This window comes from Pseudomonas sp. IPO3747 (assembly GCF_013385245.1).
In the GTDB taxonomy this organism is placed as follows: Bacteria; Pseudomonadota; Gammaproteobacteria; order Pseudomonadales; family Pseudomonadaceae; genus Aquipseudomonas; species Aquipseudomonas edaphica.
This window is the reverse complement of record NZ_JACAQL010000025.1, coordinates 1-24,849: the sequence shown is the minus strand read 5'-3', so window position 1 is coordinate 24,849 and position 24,849 is coordinate 1. Positions and strand designations below refer to the sequence as shown.

Below are 24,849 nucleotides of genomic sequence, written 5' to 3'. Positions count from 1 at the left end.
TTCGCCCCATCTTTCGGGGGATTCAACTGATGCTCAATGGCCTGTGGCTTGGCTTCTTTGTCGTGGCAATGGTGTCAGCACTGGCGCAATGGCTGGTTGGCGGTAATGCCGGGATTTTTGCGGCGATGGTCGAAAGCATTTTCGCCATGGCCAAACTGTCGGTGGACGTGATGGTGCTGCTGTTCGGCACCCTGACCTTATGGCTGGGCTTTTTGCGCATCGCCGAAAAAGCGGGCATCGTCGATTGGCTGGCCAAGGCGCTCGGCCCGCTGTTTCGCCGTTTGATGCCGGAAGTGCCCGCTGGCCACCCGGCCATCGGCTTGATCACCCTCAACTTCGCCGCCAATGGCCTGGGCCTGGACAACGCCGCCACACCGATTGGCCTGAAAGCCATGAAGGCGTTGCAGGAACTCAACCCCATCCCCAACACCGCGAGCAACGCGCAGATTCTGTTCCTGGTGCTTAACGCGTCCTCGCTGACGCTGTTGCCGGTGACGATCTTCATGTACCGCGCCCAGCAAGGCGCCGCCGACCCGACGCTGGTGTTCCTGCCGATCCTGCTGGCCACCAGCGCCTCAACGCTGGTGGGCCTGTTGTCGGTGGCTGTCATGCAGCGCCTGCGCTTGTGGGACCCGGTGGTGCTGGCGTATCTGATTCCCGGCGCGCTGATGCTGGGCGGCTTTATGGCGTTGCTGGCGACACTGTCCGCCACGGCGCTGGCGGGCCTGTCGTCGATCCTCGGCAACCTGACGCTGTTTGGCTTGATCATGCTGTTTCTGGTGATCGGTGCGTTGCGCAAGGTGAAGGTGTATGAGGCATTTGTCGAAGGTGCCAAAGAGGGCTTCGATGTTGCCAAGAACCTGCTGCCGTATCTGGTGGCGATGCTCTGCGCCGTGGGCGTATTGCGCGCCTCCGGGGCGTTGGACTTTGGCCTGGAGGGGATTCGCCATGTGGTGGCCTGGACGGGCATGGACACGCGCTTTGTCGATGCATTGCCGACGGCGATGGTCAAGCCGTTCTCCGGCAGCGCGGCGCGGGCGCTGTTGATCGAGACCATGCAGGCCAAGGGCGTGGACAGCTTCCCGGCGTTGGTCGCGGCGACGATTCAGGGCAGTACCGAGACCACCTTTTATGTGTTGGCGGTGTACTTTGGTTCGGTGGGCATCCAGCGCGCGCGGCATGCGGTTGGATGTGCGTTGCTGGCGGAGTTTGCCGGCGTGGTGGCGGCAATTTCGGTGTGCTACTGGTTTTTTGGTTAAGGCTTAGTTACCTGTGGCGAGGGAGCTTGCTCCCGCTGGGCCGCGAAGCGGCCCCAACAGGGTTTGGCAGGTGTGTCAGTTAAAATTCATGGGCGGGTTTTGGGGCTGCTGCGCAGCCCAGCGGGAGCAAGCTCCCTCGCCACAAGTGCAGCATTGCCCTGCTGCACCACCCACTCCACCACCTGCTTATTCAACCGATCCCCCGCCTGCCCAAACGCCGCCACTACCGCGGGCACTTTTGTATCGCCGACCGGCTGCTTCACCTCAAACCGCCGACTGGCAATAATCCGCTGATCACTGCCACGCACCAGACGCGCATCCAGGCGGATCACCACCTCCACCGCACTGCCATGGTACTCACTCTGAAACGCCTGCAACTGCCCGCCCAGCTCGTAATCGGCCTGCAGGTTGGTCTCGTCGGTACTCAGCAGCGTCACCCGCCCATCGCGCTGGAAACCGTCCATAAACCGATTTCGCAGCAACACCGGCGTCGGGTCGCTCCAGCGTGAGTTCGCGTAGCTGCTGATCAGGTCGCCGTTTGGCACTACGGCGATGCGCGGGCTGTCGAGGAACTCGCTGCTCTGCGGCTTGGACACACGCAGCGACCAGCTCACCGGCGCGCCTTGGGTGCTGGTTGGCGCCGACGCCAGGCGGTACACGTCAGACGGATCCGGCTTGGGCAGGATCGAGCAGGCGCTGATCAGTACCAAGGCCAGCGGGGCGATTATTTGGTAAGCACGCTTCATGGCGTGAACTCCTTGTTCTTGTCGCTGCCCAGCAGGTAACCGCTGGGGTTGGCTTCGAGGCGGCGGGAGATGGCGCGCAGCGAACCGAGGGTTTCGCGCAGTTCGCGCACGGCCGGTGCCAGTTCGTTGAGGCCCTGCATGCCGCTGTTCACCGAGTCTTTGTTGTTGGTCAGCAAGGTGTTGATGGTCGTGGTGCTTTGTTCCAGCGACTTCATGGCCTGCTCGGCACTGCCGAAGGCTTGCTTGCCTTGGTCATTGAGCAAGCCGTTGGCATTGCGCATCAACGTGGTGGTTTGCTCCAGCGCGGCGCTCGCCTGCTTGCTCACCTGCATCAACTGTTGCATCACCACCTTGATATCACCGCGTTGGTCGGCAATGGCGCCGGTGGTTTGTTGCAAGTTGTCCAGGGTGTTGCTCAGGCGCTCGACGTTCTCCCGCGAGAACATGTGGTTGGCGTTGTGCAGCAGCAGGTTGATGCTGGTCATCAGGTCGTTGCTGTTATTGAGCAGGCGCGCAATGGGGGACGGCGAGGCGATGATTTCCGGCAGGTTGCCGTCCTTGCCCTTGAGCTCCGGGCTTTGCGGCGTACCACCGCTGAGCTGGATGATCGAGGTGCCAGTAATGCCGGTCAGTGCCAGCTTGGCCTGGGTGTCTTCCTTGATCGGTGTCTGCCCGGCCAAACGGATGCGCGCCAGTACCCGGCGCGGGTCTTTCGGGTCCAGGCGCAGGCTGGTGACATCGCCCACCTTGATCCCGCTGTATTGCACCGAACTGCCCTGGGACAGGCCGCTGACGGCCTCGTTGAACACCACCTCGTATTCCTGGAAGGCGCTATCGACGCTGGACTTGGCCAGCCACAGGCCGAACAGCATGGCGCCGACCACCACGATCACGCTGAACAGACCGATCATCACATGATGGGCTCGGGTTTCCATGTCATACCTCGTTAAGCGATTGAGCGGCATCCAATGCCGCGCGGCCACGGGGGCCGTGGAAATATTCGTGAATCCAGGCGTCGTCCGTTTCCGAGACGACATCGATGGCATCGGCCACCAGCACTTTCTTCTGCGCCAGCACCGCCACACGGTCGGTGATGGTGTAGAGCGTGTCGAGGTCGTGGGTGACCAGGAACACGCTCAAGCCCAGCGCATCGCGCAGGGTGAGGATCAGTTGGTCGAATTGCGCTGCGCCAATCGGGTCGAGGCCGGCGGTGGGTTCGTCCAGGAACAGAATGTCCGGGTCCAGGGCCAGGGCGCGTGCCAGGGCCGCGCGCTTGATCATGCCGCCGGACAGTGACGCCGGGTATTTATCCGCCGCCGACAAAGGCAGCCCCGCCAGGGCTAGCTTGACTGCCGCCAAGTGTTCGGCGTCGCGACGGCTGAGACCGGCGTGTTCGATCAACGGCAGGGCGACGTTTTCGGTGACCGTCAGCGAGGAAAACAGCGCACCCTTCTGGAACAGCACGCCAAAGCGCCGTTCCACCAGCGAGCGTTCATGTTCCGACAAATTGGGCAGGTTCTTGCCGAATACCCGCACCTCACCTTCGCTGGGCCGCCGCAGGCCGACGATGCTGCGAAGCAGTACCGACTTGCCGCTGCCGGAGCCGCCGACCACCGCGAGGATCTCGCCTTTGTACAAATCCAGATCGAGGTTCTCGTGCACGCTCTGGCTGCCAAAGCGATTGCACAGGCCGCGCACTTCGATCACCGCCTCAGTGGGCGCACGGTGTAGACGACTCACCAGCCCATCTCCATAAAGAACATCGCGGCGACCGCATCCAGCACAATCACCACGAAAATAGACTGCACCACGCTGGAGGTGGTGTGCGCGCCGACCGATTCGGCGCTGCCGCTGACCTTGAAGCCTTCGAGGCAGCCAATCGCCGCGATCAGGAAGGCGAAAATCGGCGCTTTCACCATCCCCACCAAAAAGTGCTGCACGCCAATGTCCGATTGCAGCAGCGAGAGAAACATCGCCGGTGAAATATCCAGGGCGACGGCACACACCACGCCGCCGCCGACAATCCCCGAGAGCATCGCCAAAAATGTCAGCATCGGCAGCGACACAAGCAGCGCCATTACCCGTGGCAGCACCAACAGTTCCATTGGGTCCAGGCCCAGGGTGCGGATCGCGTCGATTTCTTCGTTAGCCTTCATCGAGCCGATTTGCGCGGTAAAGGCGCTGGCCGTTCGGCCTGCGATCAGGATGGCGGTAAGCAATACGCCGAATTCTCGCAGGAAAGAAAACGCCACCAGGTCCACGGTAAAAATCGTCGCACCGAAGCTTTTGAGCACGGTGGCGCCGAGGAACGCCACCACGGCGCCCACCAGAAAGGTCAGCAACGCGACGATGGGCGCAGCGTCGAGGCCGGTTTGTTCGATATGCGCGACCATCGGTGTGATGCGCCAGCGCTTGGGGCGTAAAACGCCACGGGCGAAGGTTTCGAGGATCAGGCCGATAAAGCCCAGCAGTTTCATGCCGTCCTGCCATACCGTGTCGACAGCTCGACCGATACGCGCCAGCACTTGGATACCGGCGGCTTCTTCCGGCTCTTTGTCGGGTACGCAGAAATCGTTCAGGGAGCGGTAGACGGTTTTGAGCAGTGCCCGGTCGGCGGTAGACAAGCTGCAATCGGTCTGCTCGGCGGAATGCTCGATGCGCTCCGGGCCCAGCAACTCGACCAGCAGCGAGGCACCCGCGGTATCCAGGGCGCCGAGGCCATTGAGGTCGATGCGTGCACCGGCGTCGTATTGGCCGTCGAGCTTGTCGCTCAGCTTTTTAAGATTGGCGTAGTGGGCAAGCGTCCAGTCCCCCGTAATCCTGAGCAACGGGGGAACGCTGGAGGTGTCGAGGTGGGCTGCGCCGGCCGTGGTACGAGTGGTCATAAGCTCCGAGCTTGTTTGGCTATCCACAATTGCTACGTAATAGCACGATACGGCCTACTTTGGGTTGTCCGTTTGTGCTGGGTCAGTGACTTTAAAACGCAGCACGCCGATGACTTGCCCATCCTCCGTCAACACCTGCACCTGCCAGCGCCCGACCGCGTCGGCCGGGAAGTTCTGCTTGTGGGTCCAGGCGCGATAGCCTTCCTTGCGTCCGCCATGGATATCCAGGGCGATGCGGTCGACCTCTTGGCCGTTGAATTTCCACACATGGTAAATCCGCTCATCCAGCCCGCGTGGCGCGTTGATCGCGGTGTAAGCGTACAGCCCGCCGCTGCGCAGTTGCGCGGCGGTGACTTCCTTGAGGTCATCGCCCGGTGTGCGGTCTTGCAGCTGGGTGCTGATCGCCACTTCGGTCATCCACAATGTGGCCGGCGGCACCCAGCTGCGCAGGAACCAACCGGCGCAGCCGATGGCGGCCGTCACCCCGAGCAGCATCGCCCAGCCTTTGACGCTGCGCAGCGGCAGGCTCGCGGCCAGGCTCGGGATCGACAGCGCCATGGCCACGCCGAGCGCCAATTTGTAACTCTCGGCGGTAGTCAGGTGCATGATGATGGGCAGTGCGGTGAGCAGTGCCGCGAACAAGGTCAGGGTGTGCAGCGCCAGGAACAGCGAGCGCTTGGGTGCCAGCCACTTGTAGTACAGCGGGTCGGTGATCGACACCAGCGCCGCCGCGCCGAGCAGGCCAGTGAATACGGATTGGCCGCTGTTCCAGGCGGTGGTGACGAAAAAGAACGGCAATACGAAGAACAGGCTTTCCTGGTGGATCATCTGGGTCGCGTAGCGCAGCAGCGGCTCGGGGATTTCGCGCTTGAAGACTTTGGCGAACAGCTGGGTAAAGCTGTTTTCCAGCATCAGCCACAGCCAGCTCACCAGCATGATCACCGCGATCCAGCTGGCCATGCCCTGCTGGCGGTCCACCAGGATGAAGCTGCACACACCGGATATGAAACCGCCGAGTGCGATCACCCCTGGATAGCGCTTGATCAGTTCGATAATGCGCTGGATAAGGGGCGGTAGATTTGGCATTGGCGATTCACAATTGGTGTAGGAAAAATCCCAGACAGAATAACGTCTTAGCCCTGTGTTCGGTGCCTCATTACGTGATCCGTTTGCGATAAAGGCGCACGCCGATCAACACACTGGCGATCAGCACGAGTACACCGGCACCGATCCAGCTCAGGGCGTCATAGCTCAGCAAGGGTTTTTCGATGCGCCAGTAGCCCTTCTGGTTAAACACCTCGCGCATGGCCTGGTTGGTTTGCACCAGGTTGACGGCCTTGATGCGCTTGGCCGGGTCGCTGATATGGCCATCGGCATAGTCGCCGGCAGCGCTCCAGTAATAGTCGGCTAGCGCGCTGTTACCCTGCACCGCCCAGGCTTGGCGCGCGATGGCAGCTTGCTGCAGGCGGGCGAATACCGCTGGGTCGAGGCCGTCCTTGAGCAGTTGTGCCGTGAGGTTCTGCAACACCTGTTCAGCCTCAGGGAGTTTGTCGCGCTCAAGGTCGGCATTCAGGCTGAGGAAGCCGACGCCGCCGAGCACTTCGCGCTCACTCCATGGGCCGTAGGACAAACCGTGCTTGAGGCGCAGCTGACGGTACAGCGCCCAGTCGAGGTAGTCCTTGAGCAAATCGTAGGTTTCATCGTGTTGGTCGTCCAAAACCGGTTCGGGGAACAGCCAGTGCAGTTTGGCGCTGTCACCAACCCAGCCGTGGATAAGGTCGCGATGGCTGGCGGCGGTGTGCTGGATTTCCGGCAGCGGCCGGTGCTCGGTGGGTTCGACCGGATCAAGTTGACCGTAAGTGCGCTCCAGGTACGCCGGAAGCAGTTTGTCGAGGTCGCCGACGATAATCAGGGTCATGTTGTTGGGCGCGTACCAATGTGTGCGCAGGGTTTGCAATTGATCACGGGTCAGTTGGCTGACTTCGGCACGTTCGGCGCATTTGAGCCCCAGTTCGACGGCCAATTGGTTGCTGGCGGTGTGACCCAGGTCCTGGCGGTCGAGCAAGCGTTGCAGGTGCGAGTAATGGCCGCCGTCTTCGCGCTCGACCACTTTTTTGGCGGCATTGATGTTCGCGTCGGTCAGTTCGGTGCGGGTGAGGATCGCCAGTAACAGGTCCAGCACCTTGCGCTGGTTTTGCGCGGGTGCCTCGATCACAAAGGTGGTATCGGCATTGCTGGTGTAGGCGTTCCATTCGCCGCCGAGGGCTTGCATGCGGTCCTCAAGGTCGCCTTCACCACCGCCGTCGATGCCGCTGAACAGCAAGTGTTCGAGCAAGTGCGGCAGTTCTTTTTCGTCGCAGGGAAAGTCATCCAGGCCTACGCCGACCACCAGGCGGATCGCCACGTGCCCACGCTCGGTGCCCGGCTTGAGCAGCAATTGCAGGCCGTTGGGCAAGGTGTAGCTTTCGACTTGCAGGCGGTCGAAGGCAAAGGTGTGTGCCGAGCCCATGAGCAGGCAGGCAAGTAACAGGCGACGCATAACAAGCTTCCTGGCGGGTGAGGTCCATTGTTAACTGACTTCACGGGCCATCGTATGTTCAGGGCGAATGAGTGATGTCGGCAATATCTTCGGCAGAGAGTGCGCCGGTGTCTGAGGTTTCCAACACTACATAAGCACTGCTGCAAAACAACGAGTTCAGGCGTTTCATGTCGGCAATCAGCTCCAGGTGCAGGGAACTGGTCTCCATGCTCTGTACGATTTTACGCTGCAGACGGCTGACGTGGGCGTGGGCCAGGCGGCGCTCCTGGGCGCGGAAACGGCGCTTTTCACGCAGCAGTTGGCGGGCGCTTTCGGGGTCGGCGCTGAGAAACACCGACAGGCCCAAGCGCAGGTTGGCAATCAACTGGCTGTGCAGGCCGGTGAGTTCTTCCAGGCCGACTTCGGAGAACTGTCGGCGCTGTGAGGTTTTCTGCTGCTGGACTTTGCGCAGCATACGTTCGATCAGGTCGCCGGCCAGCTTGAGGTTGATCGACAGCTCGATGATCTCCGCCCAGCGGCGGCTGTCCTGTTCACTGAGGTCTTCGCGGGGCATTTGCGCCAGGTAAAGCTTGATCGCGCTGTAGAGGGCCTCGACGTCATCGCTGAGGCTGCGCATTTCCTGGGTAATGGCGGTTTGCTTGCCACGCAGTACTTCGAGCATGGCGGTGAGCATGTTGTCGATCAGGTCGCCCAGGCGCAGGGTCTCGCGGGCGGCGTTGGCCAGCGCCAGGCTTGGGGTGGCGAGCGAGGCCAGGTCCAGGTGACGTGGCCTGGCTTTGCCGTTGGTCTCCTGTTGTTCCGGCAGCAACCAGGCGCACAGGCGCGCCATTGGCCCGATGGTGGGCAGCAGGATCAGGCAGCGCGTGGTGTTGTAGAGCACATGGAAGGTGATGACCATGCCTTGGGCGCTGTAGTCCAAACCATCCATCCAGCGTACGAGAGGGTCGAGCACCGGAATAATCAGCAACAGGCCGATCAGTTTGTACAACAAGCTGCCCAGCGCGACCTGGCGGCCGGCAGCGTTCTGCATGTTGGTGCTGAGGAAGGCCAGCACACCACTGCCGATGTTGGCGCCGATCACCAGGCCGATGGCCACGTGCAAGCCGATCACACCGGCACCGGCGAGGGTGGCGGTCAGCAGTACGGCGGCCAGGCTGGAGTAGGAAATCATCGCAAACAGCGCGCCGACCAAGGCATCCAGCAGAATATCGCCGGTCAGCGAGGCAAAGATAACTTTGACGCCTTGGGCATGGGTAATCGGCCCGGCGGCTTCGACGATCAGTTGCAGGGCCAGAATGATCAGGCCCAGGCCGATACCGACGCGGCCCATCTGCCCCGCCCGCGTCTGTTTACGCGAGAGGAAGAAAATCACCCCAAGAAAAATCAGCAGTGGCGACAGCCAGGACAGGTCGAAAGTCAGTACCCGCGCCATCAACGCCGTGCCGACGTCGGCACCGAGCATGGTCGCCAGCGCCGGCATAAGGCCCATCAAGCCCTGGCCGACAAACGACGTCACCAGCATCGCCGTGGCGTTGCTGCTCTGCACCATGGCCGTCACCAGGATACCGGCGATAAACGCCAGCCAGCGCTTGGACATGTTCTGCCCGATGACTTGGCGCAAGTTGGAACCGTAGACCCGCAAGATGCCGGTACGGACGATGTGCGTGCCCCAGATAAGCAGGGTCACGGCGGAAAGCAGATTGAGCAAGGTCAGCATGCTCGGCCCCCCGTGTGGGTGTGCTCCAGAAAGAGCAAATGAGAATTGCCGCGTGCCGTTCTACGTCTTGTACTTAAGCTGTAGTTGGCGAATGGGCTCTGCGCCAGCATCGCATAGCTAAAGTGGGGATTGAAACAAAACTGTCATGAAGATCGTTCCCACGCTCTGCGTGGGAATGCATCCCGTGACGCTCTGCGTCGCTTTGAGGGCGGACGCGGAGCGTCCTGAGGCGGCATTCCCACGCGGAGCGTGGGAACGATCAACAACGATCAACAGCAGCGGGTCAGGTTTATTGACCCGGAATGTCCTTGCGCAGTTTCACAGGATCCTGCTGTTTCTTCTTTTTCGCGATAGCGGTACGCATCTTGATGTTTACCGCTTCTACTGCCAGCGAGAACGCCATGGCGAAGTAGACGTAGCCTTTTGGCACATGCACGTCGAAGGATTCGGCGATCAGCACCGTACCCACCACCAGCAGGAACGACAGCGCCAGCATCTTCAGCGACGGGTGCTTGTCGATGAATTCGCTGATGGTGCCCGCAGCCAGCATCATCACCAGTACGGCTACCACGATCGCAGCGACCATGACCGGCACATGGGAAACCATGCCGACCGCAGTGATCACCGAGTCCAGGGAGAACACGATGTCGATGATCGCGATCTGGATGATGGTGTAGATGAACTTGCCACCCTTGCCGCCCGGCTCGTCGTGGGTTTCGTCTTCACCTTCGAGGGCGTGGTACATCTCTTGGGAGCTTTTCCACAGCAGGAACAGGCCACCGAAGAACAGGATCAGGTCGCGACCGGAGATGCCCTGGCCGAAGACCACGAACAGGTCGGCGGTGAGTTGCATGACCCAGGTGATCGACAGCAGCAACAGGATTCGCGTGACCATGGCCAGGGCCAGGCCGAAGATCCGGGTGCGCGCCTGCATATGCTTGGGCATGCGGCTGACCAGGATCGAAATCATGATGATGTTATCGATACCCAGGACGATCTCGAGGGCCGTCAGGGTGAAGAAGGCAATCCAGATTTCCGGATTGGTCAGCCATTCCATGTGTATTCCTTTGAGCAAATGTGAAGCCGCGCAAGCTGCAGCGCCGCGCGGTCAGGTCGTTACGATTATAGAGTGCTGAACAGCGGAAAAATCCCCATCAGCAAAGCGGCGAACATTATGCACAGGCACACCAGCACTGCCCACTTGAGGGTAAAGCGTTGGTGATCGCCAAACTCGATACCGGCCAGGGCCACCAGCAAGTAAGTCGAAGGCACCAGCGGGCTGAGCAAATGCACGGGCTGGCCAACGATGGACGCGCGGGCCATTTCCACGGCGGTGATACCGTAATGGCTGGCTGCTTCGGCGAGTACGGGCAGTACGCCGTAGTAGAACGCGTCGTTGGACATGAAGAAGGTAAACGGCATGCTTACCAGCGCGGTGATCACTGCGAGGTACGGGCCCAGCGCTTCCGGGATAACCGCCAGCAAGCTCTTGGACATGGCATCAACCATGCCGGTACCGGACAGAATGCCGGTGAAGATGCCCGCGGCGAAGATGAGCCCGACGACTGCCAGCACGCTGCCGGCGTGGGCGGCGACGCGGTCTTTCTGCTGTTGCAGGCACGGGTAGTTGACGATCATCGCGATACTGAACGCCACCATGAACAGCACTGGCAGCGGCAACAGGCCGGCAATCAGGGTGCACATCAGCGCGAAGGTCAGTGCGCCGTTGAACCAGATCAGCTTGGGGCGACGGGCGTCCGGGAATTGCGACACGCTGATCTCGCTGTGATCGATCTCGTCGCCCTGCAGGTGCAGTTCACCCAGGCGGGCACGTTCGCGTTTGCCGTACATGTAGGCAATCACCAGGATCGCCACGACGCCGACAGCCATGGCCGGGATCATCGGTACGAAGATGTCCGACGGGTCTACATGCAAAGCACTCGCGGCGCGGGCAGTCGGGCCGCCCCACGGCGTCATGTTCATCACGCCGCCGGCGAGGATGATCAAGCCGGCCATGATCCGCGGGCTCATGCCGATGCGCTGGTACAGCGGCAGCATGGCGGCCACGCAGATCATGTAAGTGGTGGCGCCGTCACCGTCCAGGGACACCACCAGGGCAAGCACGGCGGTACCGACCGAAACTTTCAGCGGGTCGCCCTTGACCATCTTGAGGATCTTGCGCACGGCCGGGTCGAACAGGCCGGAGTCGATCATCAGGGCAAAGTAGAGAATGGCGAACATCAGCATTACGCCGGTCGGCGCAAGCTTGGTGATGCCCGCAAGCATCATCGGGCCGATCTCGGGGGCAAAACCACCAAACAGGGCGAACAGGATTGGCACAATGATCAAGGCAATCAGCGCGGACAGGCGCTTGGTCATGATCAGGTACATGAACGTGATGACCATGGCGAAGCCAAGGAAAGTCAGCATAGGAATACTCCGGGCGTAGCGCGGCTAGGGAATGGCGAACCGGGTTGGGGTCAGCGCAGTACGAAAGGCACGTAGCGTACGAGTGGAGTTGGAGCGAACAGGCGGGTAGTAGCGGACATCAGGAATCACCATTGTTGTTGTTTACAGCCGGTCTGTTGCCGGCAGTGGGGGCGATCCTAGACGGGGAAGCTTTCAGCCAGCTTTCGCTGTGTAAGTCAGATGATGGAAGGTTTGTAGGAATTTTCTTTTAGGCGGTTCAGGGCAGTTCCAAACCGCCCGAGGCTTTGTGCAAGGCGCGCAGGTGCTCGCCCATCTGCTTGAGGTTGGCTTCGCAGGCGGCAATCTCGTCGGCGCGTGAAGGGTCCAGCAGCGCCCTCACCTCTTTATCCAGATCGCCGGTCAACGATTGCAGTTGCTTCTGGCGCTCGGCGCTTTCCGATTCCAGGCGTTTGGCTTCCGAAGGTTGCGGCAGGCCGTAGCCGCCGCTGTCGAGCAATTCCGCCGGGCGGCTTAGAAAACCGCTGTTGGCGAGGATCTGTTGCAGTGTGTTGTTGGCTTTTTCCATGCCGCCGTTTTTCAGCTCACGGGCATTGAGGTAGCGCTGCTTGACTTCGTCCTGGGCCAGCATCAGTTGTTTGCGATAGCTGGCTTGTTCCAGCAGCAGCAGCGCGGCGCTGGTGCGCAGGTCGGCCTGGATGAACCACTGGCGGCGTTCTGCGGCACTGAGGGCGAGCCAGTCTTCGACTTGGGTCTGCTTGATCGGCAGGTGTTTGCGCAGCACGTCGAACATCGCCTGGTAGCGCTCGCGGAACGAGTCGAAGTGATAACCCAGGCGCAAGGCTTCGCGCTTGTCGTCTAGCACACTGGTATCAGCCAGGCCGCGGGCACTGAGCACCTCGAGCAAGCCGTTGGGGGTGATGTTGTCCAGGCCGGTCAGTTGCGGGTTGGCGCTGCCGCTGCGTAGCAGCTTGAGGCTCTCCACCGCGCAGTTGTTGGAGATAAAAAAGTAATTGCCGTCGTAGCTCCAGTGCATCTCGGCGGCATGTTCGACGGTGTCGTTGATCTCTTGGCGGGTGAGCTTGAGCGGCACCGAGGCCAGGCCGCGCAGTTCAGTCTTGGTGTATTCGTCGATCACCTGCGCCAACGGCAGCACAAACAGCCGTGACGGGTACTTGCCCACCAGCCCATCCCAGCTCGAGAGCTGTACGTCACCGACGAAAGCGCGGTAAGACAATACCAAGTGCTGGTCCAGGTCCAATCGGCAATCCGGGCCACGCGGGCGGCCGGGTGCGCAGATCACCAGGCGCAACATGCTGTGGCCCCAGCGGCTCACCAGATTTTGGTTGGCCTCGGCCAGCAAGTAGTCGATTTCATAAACGCGCTCCGGGTCGATCTGGCCCAGCGGCGTTTTGGCGAAGTCATTGCCGGCGTTCAGGAACGCGTAGGTCTTGGCGCAGGTGTCTTGTTCGGGCGGTGCCCAGCCGAAGTGTTCCTTGTAATAGCGAAACAGCGCGGGGCGACGGCAGGCATAGCTCGGGTCAAGTAGGAAATACTCCATATTGACCGCCACGAACTCCAGCGGGCTGGTGGTTTCGTAGATATCGGGGCTGCGGGCGACCTGGTGGTTATGTTGCTCGCGCTCGCCGCGACGGCCCACGTATTGGGGCCAGCCGGCAATGTCCAGCAGGCGCGGGTCGTCACTCAGGGTGAAACGACGGTCGTTCTGGCCACGGCATTGATCGGGCAGGCCGATCAGGCCGGTGATGTTGTTCTGGCGGCTGCAGCGTTGGATCAGGCGGCGCTCGTCTGTGGACCACAAGCGCGCACGGTCATAGATGTGGGTCAGCTCATGCAGCACGGTGGCGAGCATTTCGCGGCGCACAGTGCCATGGGGGCGATTGGTCTTCTGGGTGGCGGCGCTGCCGTCGGTGAGGCTGGCGAGCAGGTTGCTGTTGAGGTCCAGTTCGGACACCAGAGAAGCCTGGCCATAGGCGTTTTCAGGCATCTTGTCGGTCCAGCCGACATCAATACGCCGGTCCAACTGCTCGATAAAGCGCGGCGGCAGAGCGCGCATCGCTTCGTCGAGCAACGCCTGGCTGGCCTGCTGTTCGGCCGGGCTCAAGCCATCGGTCTTGAGCCGCAGTTGCAGGCTGGCCTGGGCTGCGCCTGCACAGAGCAGCACAGTCCCGGCCAGTAGCCAGGCGAACAGGCGCCTCACAGAGCGAGGATAGCTTCGGCGAGGGTCTGGTCACTGGCGTCGCGGGCTTCCGGTACGCGGGTGCGCAGGGTATTGAAGGCTGCTTCCAATTGTGCGCCGCGGATTTCGCCGTTGGAGGCGACGAAGCTGGCAGCGTCATCGTGGGCTTCGCGCACGATTTTGGAGTCGCGGATGGAAGTGGTGGTGTCCGAAGTGAAATCAATGGTGCGCGCCGAGGCACGCACGATGATGTTACTGGTGGCTTTCAGGGTTTGCGCGTGGGCGACATCGGCCAACAACAGCAGGCCCAGAGCGGCGGCGATCAGCGGGCTACGCATGGAATGACTCCGAAATACAAAGATAGAAATATACGATGATTATTGGACGAGAATTGCCTGCGCCAGTTCAAGGTCGCTGACATGAAGTTTTGGCTGGGTTCGGCGCAGATACTCCAGCGCAGATTCCAGACGAGCTCCCCGCCATTGGCCGTCAGTGGCGATAAAAGCGGCAGCGTCATCCTGGGCGGCCAGTATCAATTTTCTGTCAAAGGGCGCTGACGTCACCTTGCTGGTGGCGTAGGCACTGATGACGGTGCTCTGGGTGGACACATCAAAGGCCGAAGCCAAGGGTGGCCAGCAGGCAGAAAACAACACGGGAACAATCAACAGGCGGTATGAAAAAGCCATGGGACTCGACAACTGAAAGCGAGCGCCAAGGCTAGCGCAACGCCCGGGCGAGAGCCAGCGCTGACACATTTGGTAGCGGCTGGCATGCCCTGGCGTTACCGGATCATCAAATGGCCAGAATCGCCTGGGCCAGTTGTGCGTCGGTCGCTGTGTTCAGTTGTGGGGCCTGTTGGCGAATCTGGGCCAGGGCGCTTTCCAGTTTCACACCACGAATGGCGCCTTCGCTGGCAACAAAGCTGGCAGCGTCGTCACGGGCGGCTTGCACGACTTTGTTGTCACGCAGGGACGACGTGGCATCGGAGCTGGCATCGGAAGTGGCTTTGAGGGCGCCGACGATCGAGTCGGTGGTCACGATAAGGCTGCTCGCGTTGGCGTTGGCGGCCAGGGCCAACAGGGTGGCAGCACTCAGCAGGCGAAGACGGGACATGGAAAAACTCCTGTAGAAGATCAAATAAAGCGGCGCGATGCGGCCACTGTGAAACGGACATTGTTGCGGATTAAGCATCAGACGTCCGTTCTACAAGGTTCGCCACGTAATAACGGGATCTTAAGCTGCCGCTTATCCGTTCGGAAAGCCTCTATCTGCCTAGTCACGCCAGAAAGGTTTGGACAGCTCGGCAGTACGGTCGCCCTGGCTGATGCCGGCGTCGGCTAATTCACGTGGGTCAAGTTGTGCAAGTTGGCGGCGTTCATGGGCCTGCCGCGCCCATCTGCCCAGGGCGCAAGCCATTCGAATGATCAACTGTTTGTAACGCGAGGTCTGTGTGTTCATGACGACGGCCTTCCATGAGGTCTTGGAACACCATCTTGGGCGGCCAGCTTTTACCAATACAGATACACCAAAGTTAAATTGTACCGTCTAATTGTTATGTTATTTAAACTGTACTGGTCCTTATCTATGGGGTCTGTTTTAGCCGTGTAAAGTTTGAAACCCGGAAACAACAAAGCCCGCCTCCGGTTTCCCGGGGCGGGCTTTGTTTTGTTAAATCAGGGTGCTGGCGGTGGACCCGGCGGGTCAGGGCCAGCGGGCGCCAATTAGCGCCAGAACGGCTTGCTCAGCTCTTCGTAGCGTTGAGCTTCGCTGATACCGGCGTCAGCCAGCAGACGCGAATCCAGACGAGCCAGTTGGTGGCGGCTGGAGATGCGGCGCTGCCACAACATCAGGTTGGCGAGAACGCGCAAAGGCATAGAAGCCTGGGTGTTTACAGCTTTTTCTTCGAAGAACAGATCGGAACTGAGTGTACGTTCCATGATGACATCCTTCCGCTTGTGGCGGGATTAGGTAGTGGTTTAACTGATGCCAATGATCCTCCTCCGACGCAAGACTCTCTAGATACAGTTCACCTGTATTGTGAGGGGCCAGTTAACTGTTTATAGCGGCTGTACTGTACGGAAATGGGGCAACTGTACCTGTCTGCACTTTATTGGTGCGAAATTGGCATTTGCGGTGGGGTTCGTAGGAGAATTCAATAGGAAATGACCGGTACAGCAGTACAGTTTTTTCAAAATGTACGGCTGTGGTCACCGAGCTGAACAAACTGTGTTTGCATCAGCTCGGATCTGTATCAATCAAGCCTTGAGCATATGCCCGGTTTCTTCCAGGTTGATGTGCCAACTCAGTGCTTCGCGCAGGATGTGCGGAGTATGCCCACCGATCGCGCAGGCAGCGTTGAAGTAACTGTTCAGCGCATCGCGGTAAGCCGGGTGCACGCAATTGTCGATGATCACCCGTGCGCGCTCGCGTGGCGCCAGGCCACGCAGGTCAGCGAGGCCAACCTCGGTCACCAGAATGTCCACGTCATGCTCGGTATGGTCCACATGGCTGACCATCGGCACCACGCTGGAGATCGCGCCGCCCTTGGCAATCGACTTGGTGACGAAAATCGCCAGGTGCGCGTTACGCGCGAAGTCTCCGGAGCCGCCAATCCCATTCATCATCCGCGTGCCGCAGACGTGGGTGGAGTTGACGTTGCCGTAGATGTCGAACTCAAGCGCAGTGTTGATACCGATAATGCCCAGGCGCCGAACCACTTCAGGGTGGTTGGAGATTTCCTGTGGGCGCAGTACCAGCTTGTCCTTGTAGTGTTCCAGGTTACCGAACACGTCGGCGTTGCGTCGCTCCGACAAGGTGATGGAGCTGCCGGAAGCAAAGCTCAGCTTGCCCGCATCGATCAGGTCGAAGGTCGAGTCCTGCAACACTTCCGAATACATGGTCAGGTCTTCGAATGGCGATTCGATCAGGCCGCACATCACCGCGTTGGCGATGTTGCCGATCCCGGCCTGCAGCGGGCCGAGCTTGTTGGTCATGCGCCCGGCGTCGACTTCCTGCTTGAGGAAGTTGATCAGATGGTTAGCGATGCCTTGGGTGTCGGCGTCCGGTGGTGTCACGGTTGAGGCGGAGTCGGCCTGATTGGTGATCACGATGGCGACGATCTTCTCCGGCGGGATCGGAATCGCGGTACTGCCGATGCGGTCGTCGACCTTGACCAGTGGGATTGGCGTGCGCGTCGGCCGATAGGTCGGGATATAGATGTCGTGCAGCCCTTCCAGGTTCGGGTTGTGCGCCAGGTTGATCTCGACAATCACTTGTTTGGCGAAAATCGCAAAGCTGGCCGAGTTGCCCACGGAGGTGGTGGGCACGATGTGTCCTTGTTCGGTAATCGCGACGGCTTCGATCACGGCGATGTCCGGCAACTTGAGCTGGTTGTTGCGCAGTTGCTCGACGGTTTCCGACAGGTGCTGGTCGATAAACATCACTTGGCCTGCGTTGATCGCCTTGCGCAGTGTGCTGTCGACTTGAAACGGCATACGGCGCGACAAAACGCCGGCCTCGGTCAGTTGCTTGTCCAAGTCATTGCCCAGGCTGGCACCGGTCATCAGGGTGATTTTCAGCGGCGAAGTCTTGGCGCGTTCGGCCAGGGCGTGGGGGACGGCCTTGGCTTCACCGGCACGGGTGAAGCCGCTCATGCCGACGGTCATGCCGTCCTCGATCAGTGCGGCGGCATCTGCCGCGCTCATGACCTTGTTCAACAACGAAGGCAAGCGGATACGATCACGGTACATGAATTGTTATCTCAGGCTACGGAAGCAAGGTGGGCAGTGTAGTGATTTCAAACAAATTCGGCCCGCTACCATGGTCGAATGCCAGGCAGCGATTTAGAGCCTTTGGTCGGGTTTCACGTGAGTACAAAGCGGAACGCCGAGCATTCCCGGATGCATTCCCACGCAGAGCTTGGGAACAATAAAAAAACCCCAGCCTACTGGAGGCCAGGGTTTCGTGTATTGCGCTGGCGCAGTGTTATTCGACGGCTTTGACCATATCTTCGATGACTTTCTTGGCATCACCGAAGACCATCATGGTCTTGTCCAGGTAGAACAGCTCGTTATCCAGACCGGCGTAGCCGCTGGCCATCGAGCGCTTGTTGACGATGATGGTCTTGGCCTTGAATGCCTCAAGGATCGGCATACCGGCAATCGGTGAGTTAGGGTCGTTCTTGGCGGCCGGGTTGACCACGTCGTTGGCGCCCAACACCAGCACCACGTCGGCCTGGCCGAACTCGGAGTTGATGTCTTCCATCTCGAACACTTGGTCGTAAGGCACTTCCGCCTCGGCCAGCAGCACGTTCATGTGCCCAGGCATACGGCCCGCTACCGGGTGGATCGCGTACTTCACGGTCACGCCACGGTGTGTCAGCTTTTCGGTCAGCTCTTTAAGGGCGTGTTGCGCCCGAGCGACTGCCAGGCCGTAGCCGGGAACGATGATCACGGTGTCGGCGTTGGTCAGCAGGAACGTGGCGTCGTCCGCCGAACCGGATTTCACCGGACGCGCTTCTTTGGAGCCTGCCGCTGCGCCGGCATCTGCTGTGTTGCCGAAGCCACCGAGCAGCACATTAAAGAAGGAGCGGTTCATTGCCTTGCACATGATGTACGACAGAATCGCGCCGCTGGAGCCCACCAGGGAGCCGGCGATGATCAGCATCGAGTTGTTCAGCGAGAAGCCGATGCCCGCCGCTGCCCAACCGGAGTAGCTGTTGAGCATCGAGACAACCACCGGCATGTCGGCGCCGCCGATCGGGATGATGATCAGCACGCCCAGCACGAAAGCCAGGGCCAGCATCAACGCGAACGCAGTGAGGTTGCCGGTGAACATGAACGCCAGGCCCAGGCCCAGGGTTGCCAGGCCGAGCACCAGGTTCAGTTTGTGCTGGCCACCGAACTGTACCGGTGCGCCCTGGAACAGGCGGAACTTGTACTTGCCCGAGAGTTTGCCGAATGCGATCACCGAACCGGAGAAGGTAATTGCACCAATGGCTGCGCCGAGGAACAGTTCCAGGCGGTTGCCCGCAGGAATCGAGTCGCCCAGGTGTTTGACGATGCCCAAGGATTGCGGCTCGACCACGGCGGCAATCGCGATGAATACCGCCGCCAGGCCGATCATGCTGTGCATGAAGGCAACCAGCTCTGGCATCTTGGTCATTTCTACGCGCTTGGCCATGATCGAACCGGCGGTGCCGCCGATCAGCAGGCCGACGATCACGTAACCGATACCGGCTGTTGCAAGCTCAGCGCCGAGCTTGTAGATGAGGCCCACGGTCGTCAGCACCGCCAGCGCCATGCCGAGCATGCCGAACAGGTTGCCGCGTCGCGATGTGGTTGGGTGCGACAGGCCTTTGAGGGCCTGGATAAAGCAGATCGACGCGATCAAGTAGAGCGTCGTAACCAAATTCATGCTCATTACTTTGGCGCCTCTTCTTTTGCTTTCGGGGCTTTCTTCTTGAACATCTCCAGCATCCTGCGCGTGACCAGGAACCCGCCGAATACGTTAACCGCCGCCAAGGCCACGGCCAGGGTGCCCATGGTTTTACCCAGTGGTGTCACGGTGAGGGCTGCGGCGAGCATGGCGCCGACGATTACGATCGCAGAGATCGCGTTGGTCACCGCCATCAGTGGTGTGTGCAGCGCGGGTGTGACGTTCCAGACCACGTGGTAACCGACATAAATCGCCAGCACAAAGATGATCAGGTTGTAGATACCGGGGGAGATAAGCTCTTCCATCGTCTGAATCCCTGCTTAGGCGTTTTTGCGGATGACTTGGCCGTCGCGGCACATCAGGCACGCGGCGACGATGTCGTCTTCGAGGTTGATTTCAAACTGCCCTTCCTTGGTGAAGACCAGCTTCAGGAAGTCCAGCAGGTTGCGCGCATATAAAGCAGAAGCATCGGCGGCGACGGCACCGGCCAGGTTGGTCGGGCCGCAAATGGTCACGCCGTTTTCCACCACGACTTGGTCGGCGACGGTCAGCGGGCAGTTGCCACCCTGGGCGGCGGCGAGGTCGATGACCACCGAACCCGGCTTCATTTGTGCGACGGTTTCGGCACTGAGCAAGGTCGGGGCTTTGCGGCCCGGGATCAGCGCTGTAGTGATGACAATGTCCGCTTGTTTGGCGCGTTCATGCACGGCCAGGGCCTGGCGCTGCATCCAGCTCGATGGCATCGGGCGCGCGTAACCGCCGACACCGACCGCGCATTCACGCTCCTCATCGGTTTCGTAGGGCACGTCGACGAACTTGGCGCCGAGGGACTCGATCTGCTCTTTTACGGCAGGGCGCACGTCAGACGCTTCGATCACGGCACCCAGGCGTTTCGCTGTAGCGATGGCTTGCAGGCCTGCGACACCCGCGCCGAGGATCAGCACGCGCGCGGCTTTGACGGTGCCGGCGGCAGTCATCAGCATCGGCATGAAGCGTGGGTAGTGATGGGCTGCCAGCAATACGGCTTTATAGCCGGCAATGTTTGCCTGTGACGACAGCACGTCGAGGCTTTGGGCTCGCGAGGTACGTGGCGCAGCTTCGAGCGCGAAGGCGGTAATGCCTCGCTCTGCCAGCTTGGCGATGGTTTCGTTGCTGAACGGGTTGAGCATGCCCACCAACACGGTGCCGCTTTTGATCAGCGTCAGTTCGCTGTCGCTGGGGGCAACCACCTTGAGAATCAGCTCGGCGCCAAACGCGTCGCTGGCGCTGCCAATGGTTGCGCCTGCCGTTTCATAGGCACTGTCGACGATGCTGGCGGTAATGCCTGCGCCGCTTTGTACAGTGACCTTATGGCCCTGGCCGATCAGCTTCTTGATGGTTTCCGGGGTGGCAGCCACCCGCGTTTCACCGGTCTGGGTTTCGAGAGGAACACCAATGTGCACGTCAAATCTCCTGCATGATCTTTTTGCTTTTGATCTTTTTGTAAAAAGGCCAGTGCACCGTGAGGGGCGCAGCTGGGGCGGCCGATCAGCACGATCCCGCTGAAATGACAGCGGGGCGCGGCATTTTGCAGGCGAACTTTACGGCCTTCAAGGGATTATGACGGGTGACGAAAAATTAACTACAAGTCACCCTGTGACTGATTGTCGCAACATGGCAAAATAACCTCTTTAAATACAGGTATTTAAAGGGTTTTAGAGGGCTGTAAACGGTTTTCCTATCTTTCCCGTGAATGGTCGGGCATTGGCAGCTGATAGTCGCTACAAGCCTTGTCAGTCATGGCGTTAAGCTCATTTTTACGCTGAGAGGTACAGTCTTCCAAAACACGACATATAGTTACATCTGTAGGCGCTTAATTTATTTGACTACAAGGTCAATAAAATGACCTTGCCCTTTAAATGCTGGGGTTATAGCGCTGTGACTGGTCGATCAGCCAATCTCTAAACGCGTGCAGCGACGCAGACTCGACTTTTCTTTCGGGAATCATCAGGTAGTAAGCCTTTGTGCTGCTCAGCGCTTCGAGGCTTGCGATCACCAGATGCTTCTCCTCCAGCTCGCGCTGGATGAGGAAAGGCGGAATCAGCGCGATCCCCATGTCATGCATGGCTGCCTGCGACAACATCGAGAATAGCTCGTAACGCGGGCCTGTCATGTCGCGAGGTATGTTCAGTTGTTGCGCGCTGAACCACTGGCGCCAGGCATATGGCCGAGTGGTTTGTTGCAGCAGTGGCAGTTGGGCGATCTCTTCCGGGCTGAAGTGGGCACGGCTGCCCAGTAAGCGCGGACTGCACACGGGAACGGGGTTTTCGCCCATCAGTCGGTGGGATTCGGTGCCCGACCAATCGGCATCGCCAAAGTAGATGGCGGCGTCGAACTCGGTGTCGGCAAACAAAAAAGGGCGCGTGCGGTTGGTGAGGTTCACCGTGACTTCCGGGTGTTGGTGCTGGAAGTCCTTGAGCCGTGGGATCAGCCATTGGGTGCCGAACGTTGGCACCACTGCCAGCTCGATGACATTCGCACCTTGCTGCCCCATGACCGACAAGGTATCGCGCTCTACGGCGTCCAGTTGCATGGCAACGCGACGGCTATAAGAAAGCCCCGCCTCCGTCAGCTTGACGCCCCGCCGTGAGCGTCGAAATAGCTCGACACTCAAAAACTCCTCCAGACTGGCGATCTGTCGACAGATGGCGCCTTGAGTGAGTGAAAGCTCGTGCGCCGCCTTGGTAAAGCTCTCGTGGCGGGCCGCTGCTTCAAAGCTGACCAGGGCGGTGGTGCTGGGAATTTTTCTGCGCATGTACGTTGTACTCACTCATAAAGCGCATTTGTGCGCTTCTAGCTCATTACGAAGTGAGAAATTAGCACAACCCTATGCATAAACCTCGTTTGCCCTCTGCGGTTGCTAGGCCTAGGCTGCATCCACGACTTCTGTTTTCTTCCCCGAGGACTTATTCATGGCTGGCAAGGCAAGCTTCAACTGGATCGATCCGCTGTTGCTGGATCAACAGCTCACCGAAGAAGAGCGCATGGTGCGCGACAGTGCTGAGCAATTCGCCCAGGACAAGCTGGCGCCGCGTGTGCTCGAAGCCTTTCGCCATGAAAAGACCGACCCTGCGATTTTTCGCGAGATGGGTGAAACCGGCCTGCTGGGCGCGATGATCCCTGAGCAGTACGGCGGCAGTGGCCTGAACTACGTGAGCTACGGGCTGATTGCCCGTGAGGTGGAGCGTGTCGACTCCGGTTATCGCTCAATGATGAGTGTGCAGTCGTCATTGGTGATGGTGCCGATCAACGAATTTGGCACCGAGGCGCAAAAGCAGAAGTACCTGCCAAAGCTGGCATCGGGCGAGTGGATCGGCTGTTTCGGCCTGACCGAGCCTAACCACGGTTCTGACCCGGGTGCGATGATTACCCGTGCACGTAAGGTCGATGGCGGCTACAGCCTGACCGGCGCCAAGATGTGGATCACCAACAGCCCGATCGCCGATGTGTTTGTGGTGTGGGGTAAGGACGATGCGGGTGATATCCGTGGTTTTGTCCTGGAGAAGGGGTGGAAGGGGCTGAGCGCTCCGGCGATTCACGGCAAGGTCGGCCTGCGGGCTTCGATTACCGGTGAGATCGTCATGGATAACGTGTTTGTACCCGAGGAGAACATCTTCCCGGACGTGCGCGGCCTGAAGGGGCCTTTCACTTGTCTTAACTCGGCACGCTATGGCATTTCCTGGGGGGCGCTGGGGGCTGCCGAGTTTTGCTGGCATACCGCTCGCCAGTACACCCTGGACCGTCAGCAGTTTGGGCGGCCCTTGGCGGCTACCCAACTGATCCAGAAGAAGCTGGCAGATATGCAGACCGAAATCACCCTGGCCTTGCAAGGCTGCCTGCGTTTGGGGCGCATGAAGGATGAAGGGACGGCGGCGGTTGAGATCACGTCGATCATGAAGCGCAACTCGTGTGGCAAGTCCCTGGATATCGCGCGCATGGCGCGGGACATGTTGGGCGGCAACGGTATTTCGGATGAGTTCGGGGTGGCGCGTCACCTGGTCAACCTGGAGGTGGTCAATACCTATGAGGGCACCCATGACGTGCACGCCTTGATTCTTGGGCGCGCGCAGACCGGTCTTCAAGCGTTCTATTAATAGGAGAACGGCATGGGTGCGCTTTCACATCTGCGGGTATTGGATTTGTCACGAGTGCTGGCCGGCCCGTGGTCCGGACAGATCCTTGCAGACCTTGGGGCCGAGGTGATCAAGGTTGAGCGGCCGGGCAGTGGCGATGATACGCGGGCATGGGGGCCGCCCTTCCTTAAAGACGCCTATGGCGAGAACACCAGTGAGGCGGCGTATTACCTGTCGGCCAACCGTAACAAGGAGTCGGTGACCATCGACTTCACGCGCCCGGAGGGGCAGAAGTTGGTGCGCGACCTGGCGGCCAAGTCCGATATCCTGATCGAGAACTTCAAGGTGGGTGGTCTGGCGGCGTATGGGCTGGACTATGAATCGCTCAAGGAAATCAATCCAGAGTTGATCTATTGCTCGATCACAGGCTTCGGCCAGACGGGGCCTTATGCGACGCGTGCAGGCTACGACTTTATGATCCAGGGGCTGGGTGGGCTTATGAGCCTGACCGGTCGGCCCGAGGGTGATGAGGGAGCTGGGCCGGTAAAGGTGGGCGTGGCGTTGACGGATATCCTGACGGGGCTGTACTCGACCGTGGCGATCCTGGCGGCGCTGGCTCATCGGGATCATGACGGCGGTGGGCAGCATATCGACATGGCGTTGCTGGATGTGCAGGTGGCGTGCCTGGCCAATCAGGCGATGAATTACCTGACGACGGGTATCGCGCCCAAGCGCCTGGGCAATGCTCACCCCAATATTGTGCCTTACCAGGACTTTCCCACGGCTGATGGCGACTTCATTCTGACGGTGGGTAATGACGGACAGTTTCGCAAGTTTGCTGAGGTGGCCGGGCAGCCGCAGTGGGCGGATGATCCGCGCTTCGTGACTAACAAGGTGCGGGTGGCTAACCGTGCGGAGCTGATTCCGCTGATTCGCCAGGCCACAGTGTTCAAGACGACGGCTGAGTGGGTGTCGCAGTTGGAGCAAGTAGGCGTGCCGTGTGGGCCGATCAATGATCTGGCGCAGGTGTTTGCCGACCCGCAGGTCAAGGCGCGTGGGTTGGCGATGGCGTTGCCGCATGCATTGGCGGGGATGGTGCCTCAGGTCGCCAGTCCGATGCGGTTGTCCAAGACGCCGGTGGAATATCGTAATGCGCCTCCTCTATTGGGCGAGCATACGGTGCAGGTGCTGCAGGGGGTGTTGGGTCTGGATTCGGCGAATGTGGCTGCGCTGAAGGCTGCGGGCGTTATCTGAAGCTGCTCTTCTATATAAGTAGTTTGATCAAAGAGCGTTGGTCTGGTTGTTTTTTGATCAATTCTAACTTATTGATAGAGGCGCTAAATTAAGTGTTGACGGCAGATTCTAGAAGTCTATAATTCGCCCCACTTCCGGCGCAGTCGAAACGGAAAACTCCTTGGTAAACAACGAGTTACGAAGTTTTCGGCAGCAAGTTGCTTCAGTTCATCGAAGCCAAAAGGAAGTTGAAAAAGAGGTGTTGACAGCAGCGTGTAACGCTGTAGAATTCGCC

23 protein-coding genes are annotated in these 24,849 nt (G+C 59.9%); 3 read left to right on the top strand and 20 right to left on the bottom strand.

The window, feature by feature from the left end:
- Window positions 1–29 precede the first annotated feature (29 nt).
- Window positions 30–1,259, top strand: coding sequence for a nucleoside recognition domain-containing protein (locus HX790_RS25765; RefSeq protein ID WP_017139079.1), 1,230 nt, complete (start codon window positions 30–32; stop codon window positions 1,257–1,259).
- An 86-nt stretch (window positions 1,260–1,345) separates the two neighbouring features.
- On the opposite strand, the gene HX790_RS25760 is transcribed toward HX790_RS25765, so the two are convergent.
- The 20 genes from HX790_RS25760 to HX790_RS25665 all read right to left on the bottom strand — a co-directional run bounded on the left by HX790_RS25760 (window position 1,346) and on the right by HX790_RS25665 (window position 22,003).
- The gene (locus HX790_RS25760) at window positions 1,346–2,005 is read right to left on the bottom strand and encodes an ABC-type transport auxiliary lipoprotein family protein (protein ID WP_176992432.1); all 660 of its coding nucleotides are present in this window, start codon (window positions 2,003–2,005) and stop codon (window positions 1,346–1,348) included.
- Complete coding sequence (locus HX790_RS25755; protein WP_017139077.1) at window positions 2,002–2,940, bottom strand: MlaD family protein; 939 nt, start codon at window positions 2,938–2,940, stop codon at window positions 2,002–2,004. The genes HX790_RS25760 and HX790_RS25755 overlap by 4 nt, the downstream gene beginning before the upstream one ends.
- Window position 2,941: 1 nt before the next feature.
- On the bottom strand, window positions 2,942–3,745 hold the full coding sequence (locus HX790_RS25750) for an ABC transporter ATP-binding protein (protein ID WP_017139076.1): 804 nt from the start codon (window positions 3,743–3,745) through the stop codon (window positions 2,942–2,944).
- Window positions 3,742–4,890, bottom strand: a complete 1,149-nt coding sequence (locus tag HX790_RS25745; RefSeq protein WP_017139075.1) for an ABC transporter permease — start codon at window positions 4,888–4,890, stop codon at window positions 3,742–3,744. Before HX790_RS25745 ends, HX790_RS25750 begins: the two co-directional genes overlap by 4 nt.
- Before the next feature lie 54 nt (window positions 4,891–4,944).
- Window positions 4,945–5,976 (bottom strand): DUF5924 family protein, encoded by a 1,032-nt coding sequence (locus HX790_RS25740; RefSeq protein WP_017139074.1) that lies wholly within the window; start codon window positions 5,974–5,976, stop codon window positions 4,945–4,947.
- Between the two features lie 70 nt (window positions 5,977–6,046).
- Window positions 6,047–7,429 carry a pitrilysin family protein gene (locus tag HX790_RS25735; RefSeq protein ID WP_176992431.1) on the bottom strand — a complete coding sequence of 461 codons (1,383 nt, stop codon included), beginning with the start codon at window positions 7,427–7,429 and terminating at the stop codon, window positions 6,047–6,049.
- A 58-nt stretch (window positions 7,430–7,487) separates the two neighbouring features.
- Entirely contained in the window at window positions 7,488–9,146 is a 1,659-nt protein-coding gene (locus HX790_RS25730) for a Na/Pi cotransporter family protein (protein ID WP_017139072.1), read from the bottom strand.
- A 289-nt stretch (window positions 9,147–9,435) separates the two neighbouring features.
- A complete protein-coding gene (locus HX790_RS25725) occupies window positions 9,436–10,203 on the bottom strand; it encodes a TerC family protein (RefSeq protein ID WP_017139071.1) in 768 nt (255 codons plus the stop codon).
- A gap of 65 nt (window positions 10,204–10,268) precedes the next feature.
- Window positions 10,269–11,576 carry a CitMHS family transporter gene (locus HX790_RS25720; protein WP_017139070.1) on the bottom strand — a complete coding sequence of 436 codons (1,308 nt, stop codon included), beginning with the start codon at window positions 11,574–11,576 and terminating at the stop codon, window positions 10,269–10,271.
- 256 nt (window positions 11,577–11,832) lie between these two features.
- On the bottom strand, window positions 11,833–13,794 hold the full coding sequence (locus tag HX790_RS25715; RefSeq protein WP_017139069.1) for a DUF4105 domain-containing protein: 1,962 nt from the start codon (window positions 13,792–13,794) through the stop codon (window positions 11,833–11,835).
- Window positions 13,791–14,111, bottom strand: a complete 321-nt coding sequence (locus tag HX790_RS25710) for a DUF2388 domain-containing protein (protein ID WP_017139068.1) — start codon at window positions 14,109–14,111, stop codon at window positions 13,791–13,793. Before HX790_RS25710 ends, HX790_RS25715 begins: the two co-directional genes overlap by 4 nt.
- 39 nt (window positions 14,112–14,150) lie before the next feature.
- On the bottom strand, window positions 14,151–14,459 hold the full coding sequence (locus tag HX790_RS25705; protein ID WP_017139067.1) for a DUF2388 domain-containing protein: 309 nt from the start codon (window positions 14,457–14,459) through the stop codon (window positions 14,151–14,153).
- 106 nt (window positions 14,460–14,565) lie between these two features.
- Window positions 14,566–14,886, bottom strand: coding sequence for a DUF2388 domain-containing protein (locus HX790_RS25700; protein WP_017139066.1), 321 nt, complete (start codon window positions 14,884–14,886; stop codon window positions 14,566–14,568).
- 159 nt (window positions 14,887–15,045) lie between these two features.
- The gene (locus HX790_RS25695; RefSeq protein WP_017139065.1) at window positions 15,046–15,231 is read right to left on the bottom strand and encodes a DUF1127 domain-containing protein; all 186 of its coding nucleotides are present in this window, start codon (window positions 15,229–15,231) and stop codon (window positions 15,046–15,048) included.
- A 263-nt stretch (window positions 15,232–15,494) separates the two neighbouring features.
- Window positions 15,495–15,710, bottom strand: coding sequence for a DUF1127 domain-containing protein (locus tag HX790_RS25690; protein WP_048721398.1), 216 nt, complete (start codon window positions 15,708–15,710; stop codon window positions 15,495–15,497).
- A 318-nt stretch (window positions 15,711–16,028) separates the two neighbouring features.
- The gene (locus tag HX790_RS25685) at window positions 16,029–17,522 is read right to left on the bottom strand and encodes an acetyl-CoA hydrolase/transferase family protein (RefSeq protein WP_017139063.1); all 1,494 of its coding nucleotides are present in this window, start codon (window positions 17,520–17,522) and stop codon (window positions 16,029–16,031) included.
- A 235-nt stretch (window positions 17,523–17,757) separates the two neighbouring features.
- Entirely contained in the window at window positions 17,758–19,194 is a 1,437-nt protein-coding gene (locus tag HX790_RS25680) for an NAD(P)(+) transhydrogenase (Re/Si-specific) subunit beta (protein ID WP_017139062.1), read from the bottom strand.
- The gene (locus HX790_RS25675) at window positions 19,194–19,514 is read right to left on the bottom strand and encodes an NAD(P) transhydrogenase subunit alpha (RefSeq protein WP_003220416.1); all 321 of its coding nucleotides are present in this window, start codon (window positions 19,512–19,514) and stop codon (window positions 19,194–19,196) included. Before HX790_RS25675 ends, HX790_RS25680 begins: the two co-directional genes overlap by 1 nt.
- 15 nt (window positions 19,515–19,529) lie before the next feature.
- Window positions 19,530–20,651 (bottom strand): Re/Si-specific NAD(P)(+) transhydrogenase subunit alpha, encoded by a 1,122-nt coding sequence (locus tag HX790_RS25670; protein WP_099550154.1) that lies wholly within the window; start codon window positions 20,649–20,651, stop codon window positions 19,530–19,532.
- Window positions 20,652–21,103: 452 nt separating this feature from the next.
- Window positions 21,104–22,003 (bottom strand): LysR family transcriptional regulator, encoded by a 900-nt coding sequence (locus tag HX790_RS25665; RefSeq protein WP_017139060.1) that lies wholly within the window; start codon window positions 22,001–22,003, stop codon window positions 21,104–21,106.
- A 157-nt stretch (window positions 22,004–22,160) separates the two neighbouring features.
- Between HX790_RS25665 and HX790_RS25660 the strand changes: the two genes are divergently transcribed.
- Both HX790_RS25660 and HX790_RS25655 read left to right on the top strand, forming a co-directional pair.
- Entirely contained in the window at window positions 22,161–23,342 is a 1,182-nt protein-coding gene (locus HX790_RS25660) for an acyl-CoA dehydrogenase (RefSeq protein ID WP_003187423.1), read from the top strand.
- A gap of 12 nt (window positions 23,343–23,354) precedes the next feature.
- Window positions 23,355–24,575, top strand: coding sequence for a CaiB/BaiF CoA-transferase family protein (locus HX790_RS25655; RefSeq protein WP_017139059.1), 1,221 nt, complete (start codon window positions 23,355–23,357; stop codon window positions 24,573–24,575).
- Window positions 24,576–24,849 lie beyond the last annotated feature (274 nt).

Bases quoted from the DNA above. Each gene is read 5' to 3' on its own strand.
- HX790_RS25765 (WP_017139079.1), top strand. From the start codon at position 30: ATGCTCAATGGCCTGTGGCTTGGCTTCTTTGTCGTGGCAATGGTGTCA.
- HX790_RS25760 (WP_176992432.1), bottom strand. From the start codon at position 2,005: ATGAAGCGTGCTTACCAAATAATCGCCCCGCTGGCCTTGGTACTGATC.
- HX790_RS25755 (WP_017139077.1), bottom strand. From the start codon at position 2,940: ATGGAAACCCGAGCCCATCATGTGATGATCGGTCTGTTCAGCGTGATC.
- HX790_RS25745 (WP_017139075.1), bottom strand. From the start codon at position 4,890: ATGACCACTCGTACCACGGCCGGCGCAGCCCACCTCGACACCTCCAGC.
- HX790_RS25740 (WP_017139074.1), bottom strand. From the start codon at position 5,976: ATGCCAAATCTACCGCCCCTTATCCAGCGCATTATCGAACTGATCAAG.
- HX790_RS25735 (WP_176992431.1), bottom strand. From the start codon at position 7,429: ATGCGTCGCCTGTTACTTGCCTGCCTGCTCATGGGCTCGGCACACACC.
- HX790_RS25730 (WP_017139072.1), bottom strand. From the start codon at position 9,146: ATGCTGACCTTGCTCAATCTGCTTTCCGCCGTGACCCTGCTTATCTGG.
- HX790_RS25725 (WP_017139071.1), bottom strand. From the start codon at position 10,203: ATGGAATGGCTGACCAATCCGGAAATCTGGATTGCCTTCTTCACCCTG.
- HX790_RS25720 (WP_017139070.1), bottom strand. From the start codon at position 11,576: ATGCTGACTTTCCTTGGCTTCGCCATGGTCATCACGTTCATGTACCTG.
- HX790_RS25710 (WP_017139068.1), bottom strand. From the start codon at position 14,111: ATGCGTAGCCCGCTGATCGCCGCCGCTCTGGGCCTGCTGTTGTTGGCC.
- HX790_RS25705 (WP_017139067.1), bottom strand. From the start codon at position 14,459: ATGGCTTTTTCATACCGCCTGTTGATTGTTCCCGTGTTGTTTTCTGCC.
- HX790_RS25700 (WP_017139066.1), bottom strand. From the start codon at position 14,886: ATGTCCCGTCTTCGCCTGCTGAGTGCTGCCACCCTGTTGGCCCTGGCC.
- HX790_RS25695 (WP_017139065.1), bottom strand. From the start codon at position 15,231: ATGAACACACAGACCTCGCGTTACAAACAGTTGATCATTCGAATGGCT.
- HX790_RS25690 (WP_048721398.1), bottom strand. From the start codon at position 15,710: ATGGAACGTACACTCAGTTCCGATCTGTTCTTCGAAGAAAAAGCTGTA.
- HX790_RS25685 (WP_017139063.1), bottom strand. From the start codon at position 17,522: ATGTACCGTGATCGTATCCGCTTGCCTTCGTTGTTGAACAAGGTCATG.
- HX790_RS25680 (WP_017139062.1), bottom strand. From the start codon at position 19,194: ATGAGCATGAATTTGGTTACGACGCTCTACTTGATCGCGTCGATCTGC.
- HX790_RS25675 (WP_003220416.1), bottom strand. From the start codon at position 19,514: ATGGAAGAGCTTATCTCCCCCGGTATCTACAACCTGATCATCTTTGTG.
- HX790_RS25665 (WP_017139060.1), bottom strand. From the start codon at position 22,003: ATGCGCAGAAAAATTCCCAGCACCACCGCCCTGGTCAGCTTTGAAGCA.
- HX790_RS25660 (WP_003187423.1), top strand. From the start codon at position 22,161: ATGGCTGGCAAGGCAAGCTTCAACTGGATCGATCCGCTGTTGCTGGAT.
- HX790_RS25655 (WP_017139059.1), top strand. From the start codon at position 23,355: ATGGGTGCGCTTTCACATCTGCGGGTATTGGATTTGTCACGAGTGCTG.